Annotated in this window: 16 protein-coding genes, 2 tRNA genes and 1 pseudogene; 4 read left to right on the top strand and 15 right to left on the bottom strand. The window is 68.7% G+C overall.

Going from position 1 to position 18,552, the window contains the following annotated elements:
• Positions 1-40: 40 nt before the first annotated feature.
• Positions 41-922, bottom strand: coding sequence for a Nif3-like dinuclear metal center hexameric protein (locus RF646_RS03390; RefSeq protein ID WP_368835209.1), 882 nt, complete (start codon positions 920-922; stop codon positions 41-43).
• A gap of 70 nt (positions 923-992) precedes the next feature.
• Between RF646_RS03390 and msrA the strand changes: the two genes are divergently transcribed.
• The 3 genes from msrA (at position 993) to epsC (ending at position 3,266) form a co-directional block, all read left to right on the top strand.
• Entirely contained in the window at positions 993-1,532 is a 540-nt protein-coding gene (gene msrA, locus RF646_RS03385; RefSeq protein ID WP_035962271.1) for a peptide-methionine (S)-S-oxide reductase MsrA, read from the top strand.
• A 95-nt stretch (positions 1,533-1,627) separates the two neighbouring features.
• A complete protein-coding gene (gene cysK, locus RF646_RS03380; RefSeq protein ID WP_144932380.1) occupies positions 1,628-2,563 on the top strand; it encodes a cysteine synthase A in 936 nt (311 codons plus the stop codon).
• 118 nt (positions 2,564-2,681) lie between these two features.
• Positions 2,682-3,266: a serine O-acetyltransferase EpsC gene (gene epsC / locus RF646_RS03375; RefSeq protein WP_035961303.1), complete on the top strand. Its 585-nt coding sequence runs from the start codon at positions 2,682-2,684 to the stop codon at positions 3,264-3,266.
• A 108-nt stretch (positions 3,267-3,374) separates the two neighbouring features.
• Here the strand turns inward: epsC and gndA are convergent, their stop codons facing one another.
• Both gndA and RF646_RS03365 read right to left on the bottom strand, forming a co-directional pair.
• Positions 3,375-4,832: an NADP-dependent phosphogluconate dehydrogenase gene (gene gndA / locus RF646_RS03370; RefSeq protein ID WP_368835208.1), complete on the bottom strand. Its 1,458-nt coding sequence runs from the start codon at positions 4,830-4,832 to the stop codon at positions 3,375-3,377.
• 114 nt (positions 4,833-4,946) lie between these two features.
• Positions 4,947-5,017 (bottom strand) — tRNA-OTHER (locus RF646_RS03365).
• Positions 5,018-5,225: 208 nt separating this feature from the next.
• Here RF646_RS03365 and RF646_RS03360 point away from each other — a divergent pair.
• Positions 5,226-5,301: transfer RNA gene (locus tag RF646_RS03360), tRNA-Val, on the top strand.
• Positions 5,302-5,564: 263 nt separating this feature from the next.
• Here the strand turns inward: RF646_RS03360 and RF646_RS03355 are convergent.
• The 12 genes and pseudogenes from RF646_RS03355 to ftsZ form a co-directional block, all read right to left on the bottom strand.
• Positions 5,565-6,206, bottom strand: coding sequence for an N-acetyltransferase (locus RF646_RS03355; RefSeq protein WP_286737663.1), 642 nt, complete (start codon positions 6,204-6,206; stop codon positions 5,565-5,567).
• 329 nt (positions 6,207-6,535) lie between these two features.
• Positions 6,536-6,976, bottom strand: a pseudogene (nrdR, locus tag RF646_RS03350) (transcriptional regulator NrdR); the annotation flags it as partial.
• A gap of 3 nt (positions 6,977-6,979) precedes the next feature.
• The gene (gene hisD, locus RF646_RS03345) at positions 6,980-8,365 is read right to left on the bottom strand and encodes a histidinol dehydrogenase (RefSeq protein WP_367404687.1); all 1,386 of its coding nucleotides are present in this window, start codon (positions 8,363-8,365) and stop codon (positions 6,980-6,982) included.
• 217 nt (positions 8,366-8,582) lie between these two features.
• Entirely contained in the window at positions 8,583-12,137 is a 3,555-nt protein-coding gene (gene dnaE / locus RF646_RS03340) for a DNA polymerase III subunit alpha (protein ID WP_085105924.1), read from the bottom strand.
• Between the two features lie 56 nt (positions 12,138-12,193).
• Positions 12,194-13,171 carry an RluA family pseudouridine synthase gene (locus RF646_RS03335; protein WP_085105923.1) on the bottom strand — a complete coding sequence of 326 codons (978 nt, stop codon included), beginning with the start codon at positions 13,169-13,171 and terminating at the stop codon, positions 12,194-12,196.
• A complete protein-coding gene (gene lspA, locus RF646_RS03330; protein ID WP_240505551.1) occupies positions 13,161-13,646 on the bottom strand; it encodes a signal peptidase II in 486 nt (161 codons plus the stop codon). Before lspA ends, RF646_RS03335 begins: the two co-directional genes overlap by 11 nt.
• Before the next feature lie 54 nt (positions 13,647-13,700).
• On the bottom strand, positions 13,701-14,462 hold the full coding sequence (locus RF646_RS03325; RefSeq protein WP_144996854.1) for a DivIVA domain-containing protein: 762 nt from the start codon (positions 14,460-14,462) through the stop codon (positions 13,701-13,703).
• Positions 14,463-14,593: 131 nt separating this feature from the next.
• Positions 14,594-14,890 carry a YggT family protein gene (locus tag RF646_RS03320; protein ID WP_368835207.1) on the bottom strand — a complete coding sequence of 99 codons (297 nt, stop codon included), beginning with the start codon at positions 14,888-14,890 and terminating at the stop codon, positions 14,594-14,596.
• Between the two features lie 2 nt (positions 14,891-14,892).
• Complete coding sequence (locus RF646_RS03315; protein WP_085105919.1) at positions 14,893-15,417, bottom strand: cell division protein SepF; 525 nt, start codon at positions 15,415-15,417, stop codon at positions 14,893-14,895.
• Between the two features lie 62 nt (positions 15,418-15,479).
• The gene (locus tag RF646_RS03310; RefSeq protein ID WP_368835206.1) at positions 15,480-16,295 is read right to left on the bottom strand and encodes a YggS family pyridoxal phosphate-dependent enzyme; all 816 of its coding nucleotides are present in this window, start codon (positions 16,293-16,295) and stop codon (positions 15,480-15,482) included.
• Complete coding sequence (locus RF646_RS03305) at positions 16,292-17,026, bottom strand: polyphenol oxidase family protein (RefSeq protein WP_144996860.1); 735 nt, start codon at positions 17,024-17,026, stop codon at positions 16,292-16,294. The genes RF646_RS03310 and RF646_RS03305 overlap by 4 nt, the downstream gene beginning before the upstream one ends.
• A 227-nt stretch (positions 17,027-17,253) precedes the next feature.
• On the bottom strand, positions 17,254-18,498 hold the full coding sequence (ftsZ, locus tag RF646_RS03300; protein ID WP_085105916.1) for a cell division protein FtsZ: 1,245 nt from the start codon (positions 18,496-18,498) through the stop codon (positions 17,254-17,256).
• Positions 18,499-18,552: the final 54 nt, after the last annotated feature.

Genomic DNA, 18,552 nt, shown 5'->3' with positions numbered 1-18,552 from the left:
GGTGCGGCTGGTTGAGTGCGGTGGTGGGTCCGCGTGTGCTTCAGGTCCCGGGCGTGTCGATCCGGAAGTCCCACGGATCGGTGCGCAGCGAGCTGACGGAGGTCTCCACGGCGAATCCCCGCCGCTCGAGTTCGTGCCGCAGGTCCTCGGAGGCCCACGGCAACCACAGGGCCTCGCTCGCGGAGTGGGCGGCGTCGATCAGCGCAGGGGTGCCCGATCCCCCGGGCCCCAGGGCGGCTTCCCGCGCTTCGGAGGCCGGGTGGTGGCGCAGGTCCGCGGTCACGAACACGTCCGCCCCGTGGGCGCGGACCTCGTCGAAGAGGGAGTCCCCGGAGCCCCCGCACACCGCCACGGTGCTCACGGGTCGCTCGGGGTCGCCGGCCACGCGCAGGCCCTGCGCCGTGGGCGGGATCCGCTGCGCGAGTCGGTCCGCGAGTTCGCGCAGCGTCACCGGCGTGGCCAGGGTCCCCACCCGACCCAGCCCCACGCGGGGGTCCGTGTCGTGCGGGACGAGCGGAGCGGCGTCGTCGGGAGAGACACCGCACGCCGCGATCAAGGCGTCCGACACGCCCCGGCGCGCGGAGTCCGCGTTCGTGTGGCAACACAGCAGGGCGCAACGGTTCTCGATGAGGTCGTGGATCGCGCGGCCCTTGAAGAGGTGCGCGGCCACCGACGTGACCCCGCGCAGCAACAGCGGGTGGTGGGTCAGCAACAGGTCCGCGCCCCTGGAGACGGCCTCGTCCACCACGGCGGCCACGGGATCCACCGCGAAGTGGATCCGCCGGATCGGCTGCTCCGCCCGCCCCGTGACGAGCCCGGACGCGTCCCAGTCCTCCTGCAACCGGAAGGGCCACAGGGTGTCCGCGGCGGCGAGCACGTCCTCGAGCGTGGGCGGGGCGTCGGACGGGCGTTCGGTGCTCATGACCTCATCCTAGGAGTTCGCGCTGGGCGAGCGGCGGGAATCTTCTGGCGCGTCACGCGTTGTACTGGGCATGACTTCATCGACACCGCAGACGTTCGTGCTGGCCGGTGGCTGCTTCTGGTGCCTGGACGCCGTCTACCGCAGGGTGCGCGGCGTGCAGGGGGTGCGCAGTGTCTACACGGGAGGGCACACGGACCACCCCGACTACGAGTCCGTGTGCTCGGGCACCACGGGCCACGCCGAGGCCGTGGAGGTCACGTTCGATCCCTCCGTGGTTCCCGCCGACGTGATTCTGGACCTGTTCTTCACGGGCCACGACCCCACCACGCTCAACCGCCAGGGCTACGACGTGGGCACGCAGTACCGCTCCGCCATGTTCCCCGCCGACGACGAGCAACGGCACCTCTTCGAGGCCGCGATCTCCCGGGCGCAGACCCTGTTCGACGATCCCGTGGTGACCACCATCGAGCCGCTCGGGCCCGTGCACGAGGCAGAGGACTTCCACCAGGACTTCTACGGGAACCAACCATTCAACGGCTACTGCCAAGTGATCATCAACCCCAAGCTCGCGAAGGTGCGCCAACATTACGCCGTGTGGCTGAACGACTGAGCCGCCACCCGGGCCACCGATACGCTGGAGAAGACTCTGTGCGGGGACCGGCACGTGTGCCATGCCCCGCGGACCGACTGAACAGGAGACATGTCATGGGCAAGATCTACAACGACGTCACCGAGGTCGTGGGAGGCACTCCCCTCGTCCGCCTGAACCACCTGGACAAGGACCTCCCCGGCAACGTGGCCGTGAAGCTCGAGTTCTACAACCCCGCCAACTCCGTCAAGGACCGGATCGGCAAGGCCATCGTGGATGCCGCCGAGGCCTCCGGCCAGCTCAAGCCCGGTGGGACGATCGTGGAGGGCACCTCCGGTAACACGGGCATCGCCCTGGCCATGGTGGGTGCTGCCCGCGGGTACAAGGTCATCCTGACCATGCCCGAGACCATGTCCACCGAGCGCCGGGTCATGCTGCGTGCCTACGGTGCGGAGATCGTGCTGACCCCGGGTGCCGACGGCATGCGCGGCGCCGTGGACAAGGCCCAGGAGATCGTGGACTCCTCGGACAACGCGATCCTCGCGAGCCAGTTCGCCAACCCGGCCAACCCCCAGGTGCATTACGAGACCACGGGCCCCGAGATCTGGAACGACTCCGACGGCGCCGTGGACGTCTTCGTGGCCGGTATCGGCACGGGCGGGACCATCTCCGGCGCCGGCAAGTACCTGCGCGAGCAGAAGCCGGACATCCGGCTCGTGGCCGTGGAGCCCTCCGACTCCCCGCTGCTGACCGAGGGCAAGGCCGGCCCCCACAAGATCCAGGGTCTCGGCGCGAACTTCGTCCCGGACGTGCTCGACCGTGAGATCTACGACGATGTCTACGACGTCACCGTGGAGAACTCCGTGAAGTTCGCTCGCGAGCTCGGCACCCAGGAAGGCATCCTGGGCGGCATCTCCTCGGGCGCCATCGTGTGGGCCGCCCTGCAAGAGGCCGCCAAGGAGGAGAACCGGGACAAGCTCATCGTCGCCGTGGTGTGCGATTTCGGTGAGCGCTACATCTCCACGATCCTGTACGAAGACATCCGGGGCTGATCCACTCGACCCGACCGTGCGGGTGTCCGGGATGCGCACCACAAGTGAGGCGCACCCCGGGCACCCGTTCTTCACGGCGGGCGGCCCACCCCGGCACACCACGGAAGAGGAAACACACGTGAGCTTCTGGCGCAGACTCAACGAGGACCTCGACACGGCTCGGACGCACGACCCCGCGGCGCGGTCCAACCTGGAGATCGCTCTGAACTACTCGGGGCTGCACGCCATCTGGGCCCACAGGTTGTCCCACCGGTTGTGGCGTAACCCGGACCGCCGGTTGCTGGCGCGCACCGTGTCCCAGCTCGCCCGCTGGGCCACGGGCGTGGAGATCCACCCGGGCGCCACGATCGGCCGGCGCTTCTTCATCGACCATGGCATGGGTGTGGTGATCGGCGAGACCGCGGAGATCGGTGACGACGTGATGATCTACCACGGCGTGACCCTCGGTGGTCGCTCCTTGGAACCCGTCAAGCGTCACCCCACGATCCAGGACCGCGTGACCATCGGTGCCGGTGCCAAGATCCTGGGTCCCCTGACCGTGGGCCATGATTCCTCTGTGGGCGCCAACGCCGTGGTGGTCAAGGACGTCCCCGAGGACTCGATCGTGACCGGCATCCCCGGCAAGGTGCGCCGGCGCACCCCGGAGAAGCAGGAACCGCTCGTGGACCCCGCAACCTACATCGATCCCGCGATGTGGATCTGAAGCTGACTACCTGACGGGTTCGACGAGAACGGGCCGGGTCCCCACGTGGGGGCCCGGCCCGTTCTCGCTACCACCCCCTGTCTCGGGAGCGGTCGACGGTTCACGTGCTCAGGACACGACCTCGGAGCGGTCCCCGCTCCACAGCACGTGGAAGCTGGAGTCCGGGTCGTCGATGCGCTTGTACGTGTGGGCACCGAAGTAGTCCCGCAGGCCCTGGGTCAGGGCGGCGTTCAGCCGCGGGCGACGCAGAGCGTCGTAGTACGCGAGCGCGGAGGAGAACACCGGGGCGGGGATGCCGCGTTCGACGGCGCGTGCCACCACGCGGCGCCACGACGGCAGTGCGTCCTCGATGGACGTGATGAATTCGGGCGCGAACAGCAGGTTCAACGGGGCCTTGTCCCCCTGGTAGGCGGCCATGATCACGTTGAGCAGTTCGGCGCGGATGATGCAGCCGTTGCGCCACAGGCTCGCGATGGTCGCGAGGTCCAGCTGCCAACCGTACTCCCGCCCGGCCATGGTGAGCATGTCCAGGCCCTGCGCGTAGGACACGAGCTTGGACGCGTACAGCGCCTTGCGCACGTCCTCCACGAACCCGGGGTCCTTCACGACGTCCTCGGTGGTGTCCCCGATGCCGGCGGGCAGCACCTCTTGGGCCTCCTTGCGCATCACGGGCTCGGAAGACGACAGGGCGCGGGCGAACACCGACTCGGCGATCGCGGTGACCGGGGAGCCCAGTTCCAGGGCTTCCTGCACGGTCCAGCGGCCGGTGCCCTTCTGACCCGCGGCGTCCGCGACGACGTCGATGAAGGGCTTGCCCGTCCGGGAGTCCACCTGACGCAGCACCTGCGCGGTGATCTCGATGAGGTAGGAGGACAGCTCGGTGGCGTCCCATTCCTCGAACACGTCCGCCTGCTCGGCGGGCTCCAGTCCGGCCACGGAACGCAGCAGCTCGTGCGCCTCACCGATGACCTGCATGTCCGCGTACTCGATGCCGTTGTGCACCATCTTCACGAAGTGACCCGCGCCGTCAGTGCCGATCCACGCGCAGCACGGAGCGCCGTCGTCCGCCTTGGCGGAGATGTCTTCGAGCATGGGGCCCAGGCTCTTGTAGGACTCCTCGGAACCACCCGGCATGATGGACGGGCCGTTGAGGGCGCCCTCCTCACCGCCGGAGACACCCACGCCCACGAAGTGCAGGCCCTTCTCTGCGCACTCGCGCTCACGACGCCGCGTGTCCTGGAAGTAGGAGTTGCCGCCGTCGATGATGATGTCGCCCTCGTCCAGCAGCGGGGTCAGCTGCTCGATCACGGAATCCACGGGCGCGCCCGCCTTGACCATGATCAGCACGCGGCGCGGCTTCTCGAGGGAATCGACGAGCTCCTCCATGGTCTCGGTGGGGATGAAGTCCCCCTCGGAACCGTGCTCCTCCATGAGGGCCGTGGTCTTGCCCTCGGAACGGTTGTGCAGGGCCACGGTGTACCCGTGGTGCGCGAAGTTGCGGGCCAGGTTGGCGCCCATCACGGCCAGGCCGGTGACGCCGATGTGAGCTTTCTTTTCTGCTGCCATGGTCCCTAGCCTACGCATCTGCCCTGTGGGGTTGCAGCGATTGCCGCCTGTTCCCCCAGATACGCTCGGACATGTAGAAATCCCCGGGACTTGAGTCCCGGGGATTTCTTGAAGTGGTGGAGACCGACGGAATCGAACCGCCGTATCTGTCACGCCCGAAAGCGATCTAGCGCACCAGCGTCCCCTCAAGCAAGACACGTCACCGAGCGCGTTTGCATCATCAGCTTAACGCATCGTGACCGCGCGGTGTCAAACGCGACGCCGAACGGGGAACCTATGGTGGTCAACATCACACACGGACTCGTGCATCGTGTTGGGTCCCGCCGTGACCTGCGGGTAGGCTGATCCGCAATCGGGTGCTGGCAGCTGGTCCAGTCGTGCCCACCCGATCCCGGGCCTTTAGCTCAGCTGGTAGAGCGCCACGTTTACACCGTGGATGTCATCGGTTCGATCCCGGTAGGGCCCACCACACGTACGACGAACGGACGTCAAGCCCGTCGCGCCGGGGTCGCGGAATGGCCCCGGCCTATCACCTAGGTCGAGCGATGCAGGTCTACTGAGACGGTGGGGACTCTCCGAGCACATCGTGGACGGCGTCGTCGACACGAGTATCAACGGCACGTTCCTGAGCCCCGCGGCCGCAGTGATCGCTGGCAGCATCGAACTCGCACAGGTGCGCAAGGCGCATCTCAGGGCGATCTTCGCGGGACCCGGAGGGAACCTTCCGGTCCCTCACGCCACGGGCGGGCGCCACATCCCGATCGCGGGGACCGTCCCGCGGGACGGCACCGGTCCCCGGGAGATGAACCCGAAACGCGAGTAGAAGGGCACGAGGTCCAGCGAGGAGGCCTCCAGGTACGCCCCAGTGTGCTCGCGGTCGATGTGGGCGAGCCGTTCGTTGAGCAGCATGCTCCCCACTCCCGTCCGCTGCAGATCGGGCAGGGTCCCCACGGCCTTGAGGTACCAGTGCGGGGTGGCTGGATGCTGGCGGTGGGCCAGGAACTCGGTCGCAAGGGCATCCGGGAGGCGATCACGGAACACCCGCGCGTAGGCCAGCAGACCCGGAAGCATCCGAGGGATCGAGACCTTGCTTCCGGGGGCCTCCCACAGGGCCACGCCCAACGGACGCTCCTCACCCCGCCGCTCGGCGAGATACGCGTGGCCGCCCGCCTGCAGGGTCTCCCGCACGATGCGCTCCCACAGGACGGTCAGGGACCCGATCACGTCACCGGGCGGGAGCAGACCCACCACGTGGGGGTCCACCGAGAACGCCCGGGCCAGGGTCGCGGCGGCGCGCTGCGTGTCCGCGGCGGCCGCGGGGAGGATGTCGATCTGCTGCGCGGCGTCGTGGTCGGCGCCCTGAGTCGTCTGCACAACCAGAGAGTAACAGCACGCCCCTAAGAGCGGGCCGGGTGCCGAACCCGTCCATGACGAGCTCGTTCACCCGGCAGGCAAAGGACGTGCGACGCTCAGAGAAGTCGCGGCTGCGTGGGCGTCTCCGCCGGTTTCTTGGCCCGACGACGCCGCGTCGGAGCGGCCTTTTTCGGTGCCGTGTCGTCCTCGGGGGCCTCCGCGGCAGTGTCCTCCGACGCCGCGTCCGTGCCCTGCGCGGGGCGCCGGCCCGAGCGACGTCGTACGCCACCGTTGGTTCCCGGACCCGCAGCGGGAGGAACGAGGGTCTGCTGACCCGCGAGCTCCGCCTGCTGATCGCGGAGCACGTTGATCGCGCGCTCAAAGTCCTCGAGGTCGTCGAACGCCTGGTACACGGACGCGAACCGCAGGTAGGCCACGACGTCCAGGCGGCGCAGGGGCGGGAGGATGGACAGGCCCACGTCGTGCGCCTCGACCTCCGCACTGCCCGAGGCCCGGATGGATTCCTCGACCTCCTGGGCGAGCATCGCGAGGTCGTCCTCGCTGACGGGGCGACCCTGACATGCCTTGCGCACGCCGTTGACGATCTTCTGGCGGTCGAACGGTTCGGTCACCCCCGAGCGCTTGATCACCGAGATGGTCGTGGTCTCGAGCGTGGAGAAGCGTCGGCCGCACTCGGTGCACCGGCGGCGTCGGCGGATGGATGTGCCGTCGTCCGAGGTGCGCGAATCCACCACCTTGGAGTCGTTGTGCCGGCAGAACGGGCAGTGCACGGCTCAGCCTTCCCGGCCCGGTGCGGCGGCCTCGGAGCGGATCGTGACGGCGCGGCCGTGCGCGGGCAGATCCTCGGTGTCCGCGAGCGCCACGATGTCGTCCTCGAGCTGCGCGAGCGCCTTCTTGCTGTACTCGATGACCTGCACGGCTTTCATGAACGACGCCGCCTGCAGTCCCGAGTTGAACACCGCGGTCCCGCCCGTGGGCAGCACGTGGTTGGAACCGGCGGCGTAGTCCCCGAGGGGCACGGGACTGTACGGGCCCACGAAGATCGCGCCGGCGTTGCGCACTCGCGCGGCCACCACGGCGGCGTCCCGCGTGTGGATTTCGAGGTGTTCGGCGGCGTACGCGTCCGCAACCGCCACGGACTGGTCGAGGTCGTTCGTGAGCACGACCCCGGACTGGGGTCCACCCAGTGCCGTGGCGATCCGCTCACGGTGTTTGGCGGCGGGCACCTGGACCGCGAGCTGCTCCTCGACCGCCCGGGCCAGGTCCTCAGAATCGGTGATCAGCACGGACCCCGCAGCGGGATCGTGTTCGGCCTGCGAGATGAGATCCGCGGCCACGAACCTCGGATCCGCGGAGTCGTCGGCGAGCACCGCGATCTCGGTGGTGCCGGCCTCGGCGTCCACGCCCACCACGGAGCGCAACTGCCGCTTGGCCATGGCCACGAAGATGTTGCCCGGGCCGGTCACGGTGTTGACGGGTTCCAGGACGTCCTCACCATCGGTGATTCCGTAGGCCAAGGCGGCGAGCGACTGCGCGCCGCCTACGGCCCACACCTCGTCCACACCGAGCAGACCGGCCGCGGCCAGGATCACGGGGTGGGGCAGTCCGTCGAAGTCCTTCTGGGGCGGCGAACACAGCACCACGGATTCCACGCCCGCGGCCTGGGCCGGCACGACGTTCATGACGACCGAGGACGGGTACACGGCCAACCCACCGGGGATATAGAGCCCTGCGCGACGCACCGGGGTCCACCGGTGGCGCAGGACCGCACCGGGGGCGACCTCCACGCTCACGTCCTGCGGCCGCTGCGCCCGGGCGAAGGCGCGCGTGCGCTCGATCGCGGACTCCAGTCCGTGGCGCACCGCGGGGTCGAGTTCGGCCACCGCGCGCTCGATCTGCTCGGGCGCCACCCTGATCCGTTGCTGGTCCACGCCGTCGAACGTGAAGGCGAGATCCCGCAGCGCCTGCGCGCCACGGGAGCGGACGTCCTCGATGATTGAGCGGACGCTGTCCTCCGCCTCAGCGACGGACGACGCCGCTTGGCGCGGCACCGCCGCACGCAGCTCGTTCCAGTCCAGGTGCCGTCCCCGCAGGTCGATGACCCGCAGGTGGGAACCAGTGGTCGCCGGGGATGCGGATTCAAGGCTGTACTCACTCACCCGCCCAGTCTACAATCGCGCCCCGCGCGGACCGCTCGGGCAACACCCGCACACGGCTAGAACCCACGCACCGTGCATTCCGAGGTCACGCAGCGTCAAGTCCGACGCCGCGCGGCGGCCCGGGCAGCGTCGCGCAACTACCCGTGCGGCGTCGAACCGCGGCCCGTTCGACGCCGCCCGTTCACGAGCGCCCGGTGACGCGCCCGGCGCCGCGTCGTCACGCCTCGAGGCAGGCCGGGCCCAGGAGGACCTTGAGGTCACCGAACAGGGCCGGCGACGGGTTGACCCGGTACTCGGGGCCCAGGCGCATGACCTGGACGCTGCGATGCGTGTCCAAGTGGATCCGCACCTCCGAGTCCCCCTTGTGATTGCGCAGCACCTCCCCGATCCGGCGGATCACGGCCTCCGTGGCCCGGTGCTCGGGCAGGGCCACGCACACGGGTCCCGAGGAACCATCCACGCTCAACTCGGGCACCGTGAGTTCCTGGGCGGAGATGGAGATGGAACCGTCGTCGCGGCGCTGCATACGGCCCTTGATCACGCAGATCAGGTCCTCGGCAAGGACCCCGGCGATGGGCGCATATGCCTTGCCGAAGAACATGATCTCGATGGATCCCGAGCGGTCCTCGAGCTCCACGCGCGCGTACGCGTTGCCGGACGACTTCGCGATCCTGCGGGACAGGGACGTGATCATCCCACCCACGGTAATCACCGCACCGTCGGGACGGGTGTTCTCCTCGGTGAGCAGCGAGGCGATCGCGGTGTCCGTGTACTGGCCCAGGGCGTCGTCGAGCCCGCGCAGGGGATGGTCGGAGACGTAGAGACCGAGCATCTCGCGCTCGAACGCCAGCAGGTCCTTGCGCTCCCACTCGGGGACCTCCGGGACCTCCACGGAGAACGTCTCCTGCTCGGCGTCGTCGGCGCCGCCCATCGCGAAGATGTCGAACGTGAACTCGCCGTTGTCCTCCTTCTTCTTCTGCGCGACGACGTCCTCCACGGCCTGCTCGTGGCACATCACCAGGCTGCGGCGCGTGTGACCCAGCTGGTCGAACGCACCGGCCTTGATCATGGACTCGATGGTGCGCTTGTTGCACACCACGGCCGGGACCTTGGCCAAGAAATCGGTGAAGGACGTGAACTTGCCCTGCTCGGTGCGCGCGTCCACCATGGCCTGCACCACGTTGGACCCCACGTTGCGCACCGCGCCCATGCCGAAGCGGATGTCGGTGCCCACCGGGGTGAAGTTCAGTTCGGACTCGTTGACGTCCGGGGGCAGCACCGTGATCCCCATGTGGCGGCACTCGGTCAGGTACATGGCGAGCTTGTCCTTGTCGTCACCGACCGAGGTGAGCAGCGCGGCCATGTACTCGGCCGGGTAGTGCGCCTTGAGGTACGCCGTCCAGTAGGACACGAGCCCGTAGGCCGCGGAGTGCGCCTTGTTGAACGCGTAGTCCGAGAACGGCAGCAGGATGTCCCACAGCGCCTTGATCGCGTCTTCGGAGTACCCGCGGTCGATCATCCCCTGGTGGAAGCCCTGGTACTGCTTGTCCAGCTCCGCCTTCTTCTTCTTGCCCATGGCGCGGCGTAGGATGTCCGCCTGACCCAGGGAGTAGCCGGCCACCTTCTGGGCGATCGCCATGACTTGCTCCTGGTACACGATCAACCCGTACGTGGTGCCCAGGATCTCCGACAGCGGTTCCGCGAGCTCCGGGTGGATCGGCGTGATCTCCTGCGCGCCGTTCTTGCGCAGCGCGTAGTTGGTGTGCGAGTTCGCACCCATGGGCCCGGGGCGGTACAGCGCGATGGTCGCGGAGATGTCTTCGAAGTTGTCAGGGCGCATCAGTTTGAGCAGCTGACGCATGGGCCCGCCGTCCAACTGGAACACACCGAGGGTGTCACCGCGCGCGAGCAAGTCGTAAGAACCGGCGTCGTCGATCGGCAGGTGCTCGAGGTCCAGGACGAACCCGTCCCGGTTGAGCGTGATGTTCTCGAGGGCATCCGAGATGATCGTGAGGTTGCGCAACCCCAGGAAGTCCATCTTGATCAGCCCCAGCCCCTCGCACGTGGGGTAGTCGAACTGGGTGATGACCTGCCCGTCCTGCTCGCGGCGCATCAACGGGATGATGTCGATCAGCGGGTCCGAGGACATGATCACACCGGCCGCGTGCACACCCCACTGGCGCTTGAGCCCCTCGAGGCCCTGGGCGGTCTCGAAGACCTTCATGGACTCGGGGTCGTCCGCGAGGATCTCGCGCAGCTCCCCCGCCTCGTCGTAGCGCTTGGCGTCCTGGTCGTAGACGTCCTGCAGGGAAATGCCCTTGCCCATGACGTCCGGCGGCATGGCCTTGGTCAACCGCTCCCCCATGGAGAACGGGTAGCCCAGCACGCGGGAGGAGTCCTTGAGCGCCTGCTTGGCCTTGATGGTGCCGTACGTGACGATCATGGCCACGCGCTCGTCGCCGTACTTCTCGGTCACGTAATGGATGACCTCGGAGCGGCGGCGATCATCGAAGTCGACGTCGAAGTCGGGCATGGACACGCGGTCCGGGTTGAGGAAGCGCTCGAAGATCAGCCCGTGCTGCAACGGGTTGAGCTCGGTGATGCGCATGGCGTACGCGACCATGGACCCCGCACCGGAACCACGGCCCGGACCCACGCGGATCCCGTTGTCCTTGGACCAGTTGATGAAGTCCGCGACCACCAGGAAGTAACCGGGAAAGCCCATCTGGATGATGATCTTCTTCTCGTACTCGGCCTGCTCGCGGACGTCGTCCGGGATGCCCCCGGGGAAGCGGTAATGCAGCCCTTTCTCGACCTCCTTGATGAACCACGAGGTCTCGTCCTCGCCCTCCGGGGTGGGGAAACGCGGCATGTAGTTCGCGGAGGTGTCGAAGTCCACCTCGCAGCGCTCGGCGATCTCCAGGGTGTTGTCGCACGCCTCCGGGAAGTCCCGGAAGAGCTCGCGCATCTGTTCCGGGGACTTGAGGTAGAACTCGTCAGCGTCGAACTTGAACCGCTTGGGGTCCTGCAACGTGGAACCGGACTGCACGCACAGCAACGCGGCATGGGATTTGGCGTCCTCCGCGTGCGTGTAGTGCAGGTCGTTGGTGGCCACGAGCGGCAGGTTGAGCTCTTTGGCGAGCTTGAGCAGGTCCTGCGTGACCCGCTTCTCGATCCCGAGCCCGTGGTCCATGAGTTCGCAGTAGAAGTTCTCTGCGCCGAAGATGTCCCGGAACTCGGCGGCCGCCTGCACGGCCTGGTCGTACTGACCCAACCGCAAGCGGGTCTGCACCTCACCGGACGGGCAGCCCGTGGTGGCGATCAGACCCTTGCCGTACTGGTTGAGCAGTTCACGGTCCATACGCGGCTTGTACAGCTGACCCTCGAGCGACGCCTTGGTGGACGCACGGAACAGGTTCTGCATGCCCTCGCTCGTCTGCGCGAGCAGGGTCATGTGGGTGTAGGCACCGGCGCCCGAGACGTCGTCGCGCCCGCCGTCCGCGAACTTCACGCGGGAACGGTCCTGCCGCGCGGTGCCCGGGGTCAGGTAGGCCTCCACACCGATGATCGGCTTGATCCCCGCGGCGCGCGCCTTGTTCCAGAAGTCGAACGCCCCGAAGACGAAGCCGTGGTCCGTGGTGGCCAGGGAGTCCATGCCCAACCGGTGGCATTCCTCGAAGAGGTCGGTCAGGCGCGCGGCACCGTCCAACATGGAGTACTCGGTGTGCACGTGGAGATGGGTGAAGCCTTTTTTGCCGGTCGCCGAAGTCACCGCCCCAGTCTAGGACCCCGCACCGACCCGCTGAGGGTGGACGCGGTGGAGATCCGTCACAGCTGCGGGCCGCCCTCCCGCAGCGTCTCCACGGCATAGGCGAGATCCGCGGGATAGGGGCTCGTGTACTCCACGTCCTCCCCCGTGTCGGGGCTCGTGAACCCGAGCCGCGTGGCGTGCAACCACTGCCGCGTGAGCCCCAGCCCCGCGGACAGCGCGGGATCCGCCCCGTACGTGAGATCCCCGCAGCACGGGTGCTGCAGGGCGTTGAAGTGCACGCGGATCTGGTGGGTGCGCCCGGTCTCCAGGTGCACCTCCACGAGGGACGCCCGCCCGAAGGCCTCGAGCACCTCGTAATGGGTCACGGAACGGCGACCGTCCTGCAGCACCGCGAAGCGCCACTCGTGTCCCGGGTGCCGCCCGATCGGGGCGTCAATGGTTCCCTTGAGCGGATCCGGGATGCCCTGGACCACCGTGTGGTAGACCTTGGTGACCGTGCGCTCCTTGAAGGCGCGCTTGAGCACCGTGTAGGCGTTCTCGTCGCGGGCGACGACCATGAGCCCGGAGGTCCCCACGTCCAGGCGGTGCACGATCCCCTGCCGCTCCGGAGCCCCCGAGGTCGCAATCGTGATCCCGGCTCCGGCCAGCGCCCCGGCCACGGTGGGTCCCTTCCACCCGGGCGAGGGGTGCGCGGCAACCCCTGCGGGTTTGTCGATCACCACGTAGCCCGGGTTCACGTGCACGAGGCGCAGATCCGGTACGTGCTGCGCGGCGATGCGGTGGGGGTCCTCGGGCACCGGGACCTGGACCGTGTAGGTCTCGGCCGCACCCACCCTGTGGGACTTGGGCGCGGGCCGCCCCCGGAAGCTCACCCGCTCCTCGGCGCACAACTGTGCCGCCGCCGAACGGGACAAGCCCGTCCAGGCGGCCACGGCGGCGTCGAGCCGGGAACCTTCCTGCTCGGCCGTGGCCGTGAACCGCTCGCTCACGTACTCGGGTTCGGAACCGGTGGGGCGGGTGTGCTCAACGGCCACGGGGCACCTCCATCTGGCGATTGGTCATGATCAGCACGAGGATCAGCACCACGCCCACGACCACCCCGCAATCGGCCACGTTGAAGATCGCGAAGCGGGGCACCGCGATGAAGTCCACCACGTGTCCGTGGGCGAAGGAGGGCTCCCGGAACAACCGGTCGGTGAGATTGCCCGCGGCACCGCCCAGGACCAGTCCCAGGGCGAGCGCCCACAGCGGGTCCCGCACCCGGCGCAGGTTCCACAGGATCGCAACGATCACCACGGCCATCACGATCGTGAAGACCCACGTGACGTTGGAACCGAGGGAGAACGCCGCGCCGCTGTTGCGGATGTGTTCCCACCACAGCAGGCCGGGGATCACGGGGTACTGCCGGCCGATCGGGAGGTTCTCCACGACCCACAGCTTGCTGAGCTGGTCCGCCGCGTACCACGCCGCGGCCACGAGCAGGGAGATGACGAGGCAGCGGCGGCCCACCCGGGAGGTCCCGGGGGCCGCCGCCGCGTCAGGGGTGTGTTCCGTCACCGGCGCTTACTTGGTGCCCGTGCGCTTGGTGGTCGCGGAGACGGGAGCGTCAGCGGGCTCGAGCGATCCGGTGTTGGCGAGATCGTTCAGCTGGGCGTTGAGGAAGCTCTTGAGGTTGCCGCGGTAGTCCTCCTCGAAGCTGCGCAGCTGCGCCACGGAGGCCTCGAGGTCCACCTTCTCGCGCTCGAGCGAGGACAGGGTCTCCTCCTTTGTGCGCTTGCCGTCCGCCACGAGCTGGTCCGCTTGGGTGCGGCCCTCGGTGATCAGGCGCTCACGCTCGGCCTGGCCCTGCGAGACGTAGTCGTCGTGCAGCTTCTGCGCCATGGCGAGCACCGCGGCCGCGGACTCGGCGGACTCGGTGGTCGGGACGTTCTGCGTCGCAGCAGGCTGGGCGGCGGCCGACGACGTCGTGCCCGCGCTCGGAGCGACCGTCGCGGCGGTGCTCGAGGACTGCTCGTCCGTCACGCGCACGGGCTCGGACACCGTGGTCGTCTCGGAGGTCTCGGTCACCGAGGCGGCCGGAGTCGCCGTGGTCTCCTGGACGTCCTCGGTGGACTGCGAGACCGCGGAGGTCTCCACGGCGGACTCCTCGGGGCGCCCACCCAGGGTCTCGACCTGCTTGCGCAGGGCGTCGTTCTCCTGGTTGAGGCGACGCAGCTCCACGACGATCTCGTCGAGGAAGTCGTCCACCTCGTCCTGGTCGTAGCCCTCACGGAACTTGGTGGGTTGGAAGCGCTTGTTGATGACGTCTTCGGGTGTCAAAGCCATGAGATGTCCTCACTCCTCTAGATGAATTGAACCGCTCGGATGGTGACCGTGCGCGGCGGTGACTGCCGCCGTTGCGCGGTGAATTCTGGCCCAGGATACAGCCGCGTGGCCGCGCCCGGGGCACGGACCGCTCAGCCGCGCAGCAGGAAACCGGCCAGGACGGTCTGCAGGATGCTGACGGCGAAGACCAGGATCAGGAACCCCAGGTCCAGCGCCACCCCGCCGAAGCGCAGCGGCGGCACGAGCCGGCGCAGCGCCTTCATGGGGGTATCGGTCAACGAGTAGATCGTGGACGCCGCCACGAGCGCCATGCCCTTGGGACGCCAGCCGCGCGCGAACATCTGTACCCAGTCCAGCACGAGGCGGCCCAACAGGGCGATGTAGAGCACGTGGACCACGAGGTAGACGATCGACAGCACCAGGCCCATGCTCAGCCCTCGACCCGCTGGACCGAACCGGTATCCTCGTCGATCTCGTCCGAGTGGCCCTGGTCCAGGACCTCCACGAAGGACGGGGTCAGCAGGAACACCTTGGCGGTGACCCGTTCGATGGACCCGTGCAGGGCGAAGACCAGCCCCGCGGCGAAGTCCACGAGACGCTTGGCCTCGGCCTCACCCATGTCGGAGACGTTCATGATCACCGGTGTGCCGTCCCGGAACGCCTCACCGATGGATTTGGCGTCGTTGTACGACCGGGGGTGCACAGTGGTGATGGTGCGCAATTCGTTGTCGTCCTCTCGGGAACTGGGAGCCCGCTTGATGGGGGTCACGGGGGCTCGGTACTCGGGGGACCGGCGGGCCATGGAGGTGCTGCCGGTCTCGCTCACCGCAGTCGTGGAACCGCTCGAGGCGTGCTGGGGGGTGTCCCGAGGGCGGGGGGTTTCTTCGGAGTGGTACTCGTCGTCGCTCTCGGCCAGCCCGAGATAGACCATGGTGCGACGCAGCGCTCCGGCCATATTCTCTCCTCAATCACAGAACGGACCGACTCAGGTCGGCCCGCATGTCGTCCGTCCTTACGCTACCGCACGGCGGGCCGCGGCCCGAGAACATCCGAACCGATCCGCACGTGCGTGGCCCCCGCGGCCACGGCTGCTTCGAGGTCCGCGCTCATGCCCGCGGAGATCGCCCGCGCGTCCGGGAATTCCCGCTGCACATCCTGGGAAAGCTTCCACAGTGTCTCGAAGGCCTCACGGGGTTCGGCGCCCAACGGGGCCACCGCCATTACACCGCCCACGCGCAACCCCTCGGTCCCCTCGAGCGTCCGCGCGAGCTCCAGGACGGTGTCCGGGTGCGCTCCCCCGCGGTGGCCGTCCGGCTCGGCAACCGGGTCCAGGTTGACCTGCACGAGACACGGCAGATCGACGTCGTCGCACGGGGCGGGCCGCGCGTCCCCCGCGAGGGCCGCGTTGCGGTGCGAACGCACCGCCTTGCCGAGCGCGGTGACGAGCGAGGGTCGGTCCACGGAATGCACCCAGGACGCGTACTTGACCACGTGCTTGGCCTTGTTGGACTGCAACTGACCCACGAAGTGCCACGCGGGAGGACTCACGGGAGGCTCCTGCCGGGCGAGGGTCTCGGCGACCTCCGCGGCCTTGGGCCCGGCCTCCTGGTCCTTGTTCTCCCCCACCGCGCGCACGCCGAGTTCCCGCAGGCGCAGGACGTCCTGCGCGGGGAAGAACTTGGTCACGACCACGAGCGAGGGCAGCTCGCCCCGGTGGGCGCGCTCGGGTGCGCGGCCCTCGGCCGCGTGCAGGATCCGTTGGCGCACCGCGGACAACCGTTGTGCGAGTTCCGCGGTACGGCCCGCGTCCTGCGGATCCGTGGTGGTCGTCATTCGGTGTCCCTCCCGTTGCGGGCCCACACGAGCCCCGCCAATCGCTGCGGTGTGGTGTCCCGGCGGTACGAGTACAGCGCGCGGTGCTCGAGCGTGCACCAGGCCTTGCGATCCGTGCCTGCGGTCGCGACGCTCACGCCCCGCTCACGCAGCAGCGCGTCCGCGGCACTCGGCAGGTCCAGGCCGGGGGTGCCCCACGCCGTGGTGGTCGCGATTCCGGGCAGCGCGGCCTCGGCCGCCTCGGCCATCTCCGCGGGTACCTCGTAGCAGTCCCCGCACACCGCGGGGCCGATCCACGCGGTGATCCCGGTGGCACCGCGGTCCTCGAGCGCGCCGACGGTATGCTGCAGGACCCCGTCCAACAGACCCTTGCGGCCCGCGTGGGCCACCGCGAGGACCGGCGCCGCGGCGTCGTCGTCCGTGCGGCCCACGAAGACCACGGGAAGGCAGTCCGCCGTGAGGATCCCCAGGGGCGTGCCGTCCGTACTCACGGCCGCGTCCGCCTCGGGGGCCTGTTCGGGGGCGTCGGTGCCCGTGGCGTCGTGCACGGTGGTGCCGTGCACCTGGTGTACGAACCGCACGCCGCGCGCCCCGGTGCCCAGCTCGCACTCCACCGTACGACGCCGCTGCCGCACCACCGCGGGATCGTCGCCCGTGTGCGTGGCCAGGTTGCCCTCGGTCGCGTCCGTGAACGCGATGCCCACGCCGTGGTGTTCACTGCGGAACCACATGCCGTTCTCCTTCCACTGCCGTGCCCCGCGCGGGCGCGGGACGTCGACGGGGTGGTCACCTCAGTGGTGACCACCCCGTACTGCACCCCGATCGGTGTTTGCGCTGCAGGGCGTTCACACTGCAGGGTGCTCGCGCGAACCCGTGCCGCCCGTGGGGGCACCGGCCCCGATATCAGTCCCCCGGAACGATGCACACCAGTGAACTCACCTGGTGCGCATCGCTGGACTCACTTCAGGAAGTCCGGGAAGTCCAGGGAGTCCTTGCGGCCCGAGGAGTTCGTGGAGGACGGCGCGTCCGACTCGGCGGGCAGGTCCACGTCGAAGCCCGCGTCATCGGGGATGTCGTCGTCCTGGTTCTGCCGGGACGCGAACCCCGCGGCGGGTGCGCCGTAGGAGGAACCGCCGCGCTGAGGAGAGCGGCCCAGACCCGAGGGCCGGGACGCGTCCCCGCCGAAGGTCGCGCGGGTGTTCTCCGCCTGGCGCTGCGCGGGCGAGGAGTTGTTGGCGTTGGTCTCCTGCGAGACCGAGTCGAACCCGGCGGCGATGACCGTCACGCGGGCCTGGTCCCCCAGGGCGTCGTCGATCACGGCACCGAAGATGATGTTGGCCTCCGGGTGGGCGACCTCCTGCACGAGGCGCGCGGCCTCGTTGATCTCGAACAGACCGAGGTCTGAACCACCCTGGATGGACAGCAGTACACCGTGGGCACCGTCAATCGAGGCCTCGAGCAGCGGGGACGCGATCGCGAGCTCCGCGGCCTTCACGGCACGGTCCTCGCCCTGGGCGGAGCCGATGCCCATGAGCGCCGAACCGGCACCCTGCATCACGGACTTGACGTCCGCGAAGTCCAGGTTGATCAGGCCCGGGGTGGTGATCAGGTCAGTGATGCCGGAGACACCGGACAGCAGTACCTGGTCCGCGGACTTGAAGGCGTCCAGCATGGACACGTTGCGGTCCGAGATGGACAGCAGTCGGTCGTTGGGGATCACGATGAGCGTGTCCACCTCGTCCCGCAGGGTCTCGATGCCGTTCTCGGCCTGGTTGGACCGGCGCCGACCCTCGAAGGTGAACGGGCGGGTGACCACACCGATGGTCAGCGCGCCGAGCGAACGGGCGATGCGGGCCACGACGGGCGCGCCACCGGTACCGGTTCCGCCACCCTCGCCGGCGGTCACGAAGACCATGTCCGCGCCCTTGAGGACCTCCTGGATCTCTTCCTCGTGGTCCTCGGCGGCCTGGCGTCCCACGTCCGGGTTGGCGCCGGCGCCGAGACCGCGGGTCAGTTCGCGGCCGACGTCCAGCTTGACGTCCGCGTCCGACATCAACAGCGCCTGGGCGTCCGTGTTGATGGCAATGAACTCGACGCCGCGCAGACCTTCTTCGATCATGCGGTTGACGGCGTTGACACCGCCGCCGCCGATGCCGACCACCTTGATGACGGCCAAGTAGTTCTGGGGGGTTGAGGAGTCCATATGCACCTAACTCGCGTGGGCTTGCGGAACAAGGGATGTTCGATTGGGGGTAAA

The organism is Kocuria sp. CPCC 205261 (assembly GCF_040981025.1).
In the GTDB taxonomy this organism is placed as follows: domain Bacteria; phylum Actinomycetota; class Actinomycetes; order Actinomycetales; family Micrococcaceae; genus Kocuria; species Kocuria marina.
Note: the sequence above shows the minus strand (reverse complement) of the source record. Positions and strands in the feature narration are given on the sequence as shown.

Bases quoted from the DNA above. Each gene is read 5' to 3' on its own strand.
- RF646_RS03390 (WP_368835209.1), bottom strand. From the start codon at position 922: ATGAGCACCGAACGCCCGTCCGACGCCCCGCCCACGCTCGAGGACGTG.
- msrA (WP_035962271.1), top strand. From the start codon at position 993: ATGACTTCATCGACACCGCAGACGTTCGTGCTGGCCGGTGGCTGCTTC.
- cysK (WP_144932380.1), top strand. From the start codon at position 1,628: ATGGGCAAGATCTACAACGACGTCACCGAGGTCGTGGGAGGCACTCCC.
- gndA (WP_368835208.1), bottom strand. From the start codon at position 4,832: ATGGCAGCAGAAAAGAAAGCTCACATCGGCGTCACCGGCCTGGCCGTG.
- RF646_RS03325 (WP_144996854.1), bottom strand. From the start codon at position 14,462: ATGGCTTTGACACCCGAAGACGTCATCAACAAGCGCTTCCAACCCACC.
- RF646_RS03320 (WP_368835207.1), bottom strand. From the start codon at position 14,890: ATGGGCCTGGTGCTGTCGATCGTCTACCTCGTGGTCCACGTGCTCTAC.
- RF646_RS03315 (WP_085105919.1), bottom strand. From the start codon at position 15,417: ATGGCCGGAGCGCTGCGTCGCACCATGGTCTATCTCGGGCTGGCCGAG.
- RF646_RS03310 (WP_368835206.1), bottom strand. From the start codon at position 16,295: ATGACGACCACCACGGATCCGCAGGACGCGGGCCGTACCGCGGAACTC.
- RF646_RS03305 (WP_144996860.1), bottom strand. From the start codon at position 17,026: ATGTGGTTCCGCAGTGAACACCACGGCGTGGGCATCGCGTTCACGGAC.
- ftsZ (WP_085105916.1), bottom strand. From the start codon at position 18,498: ATGGACTCCTCAACCCCCCAGAACTACTTGGCCGTCATCAAGGTGGTC.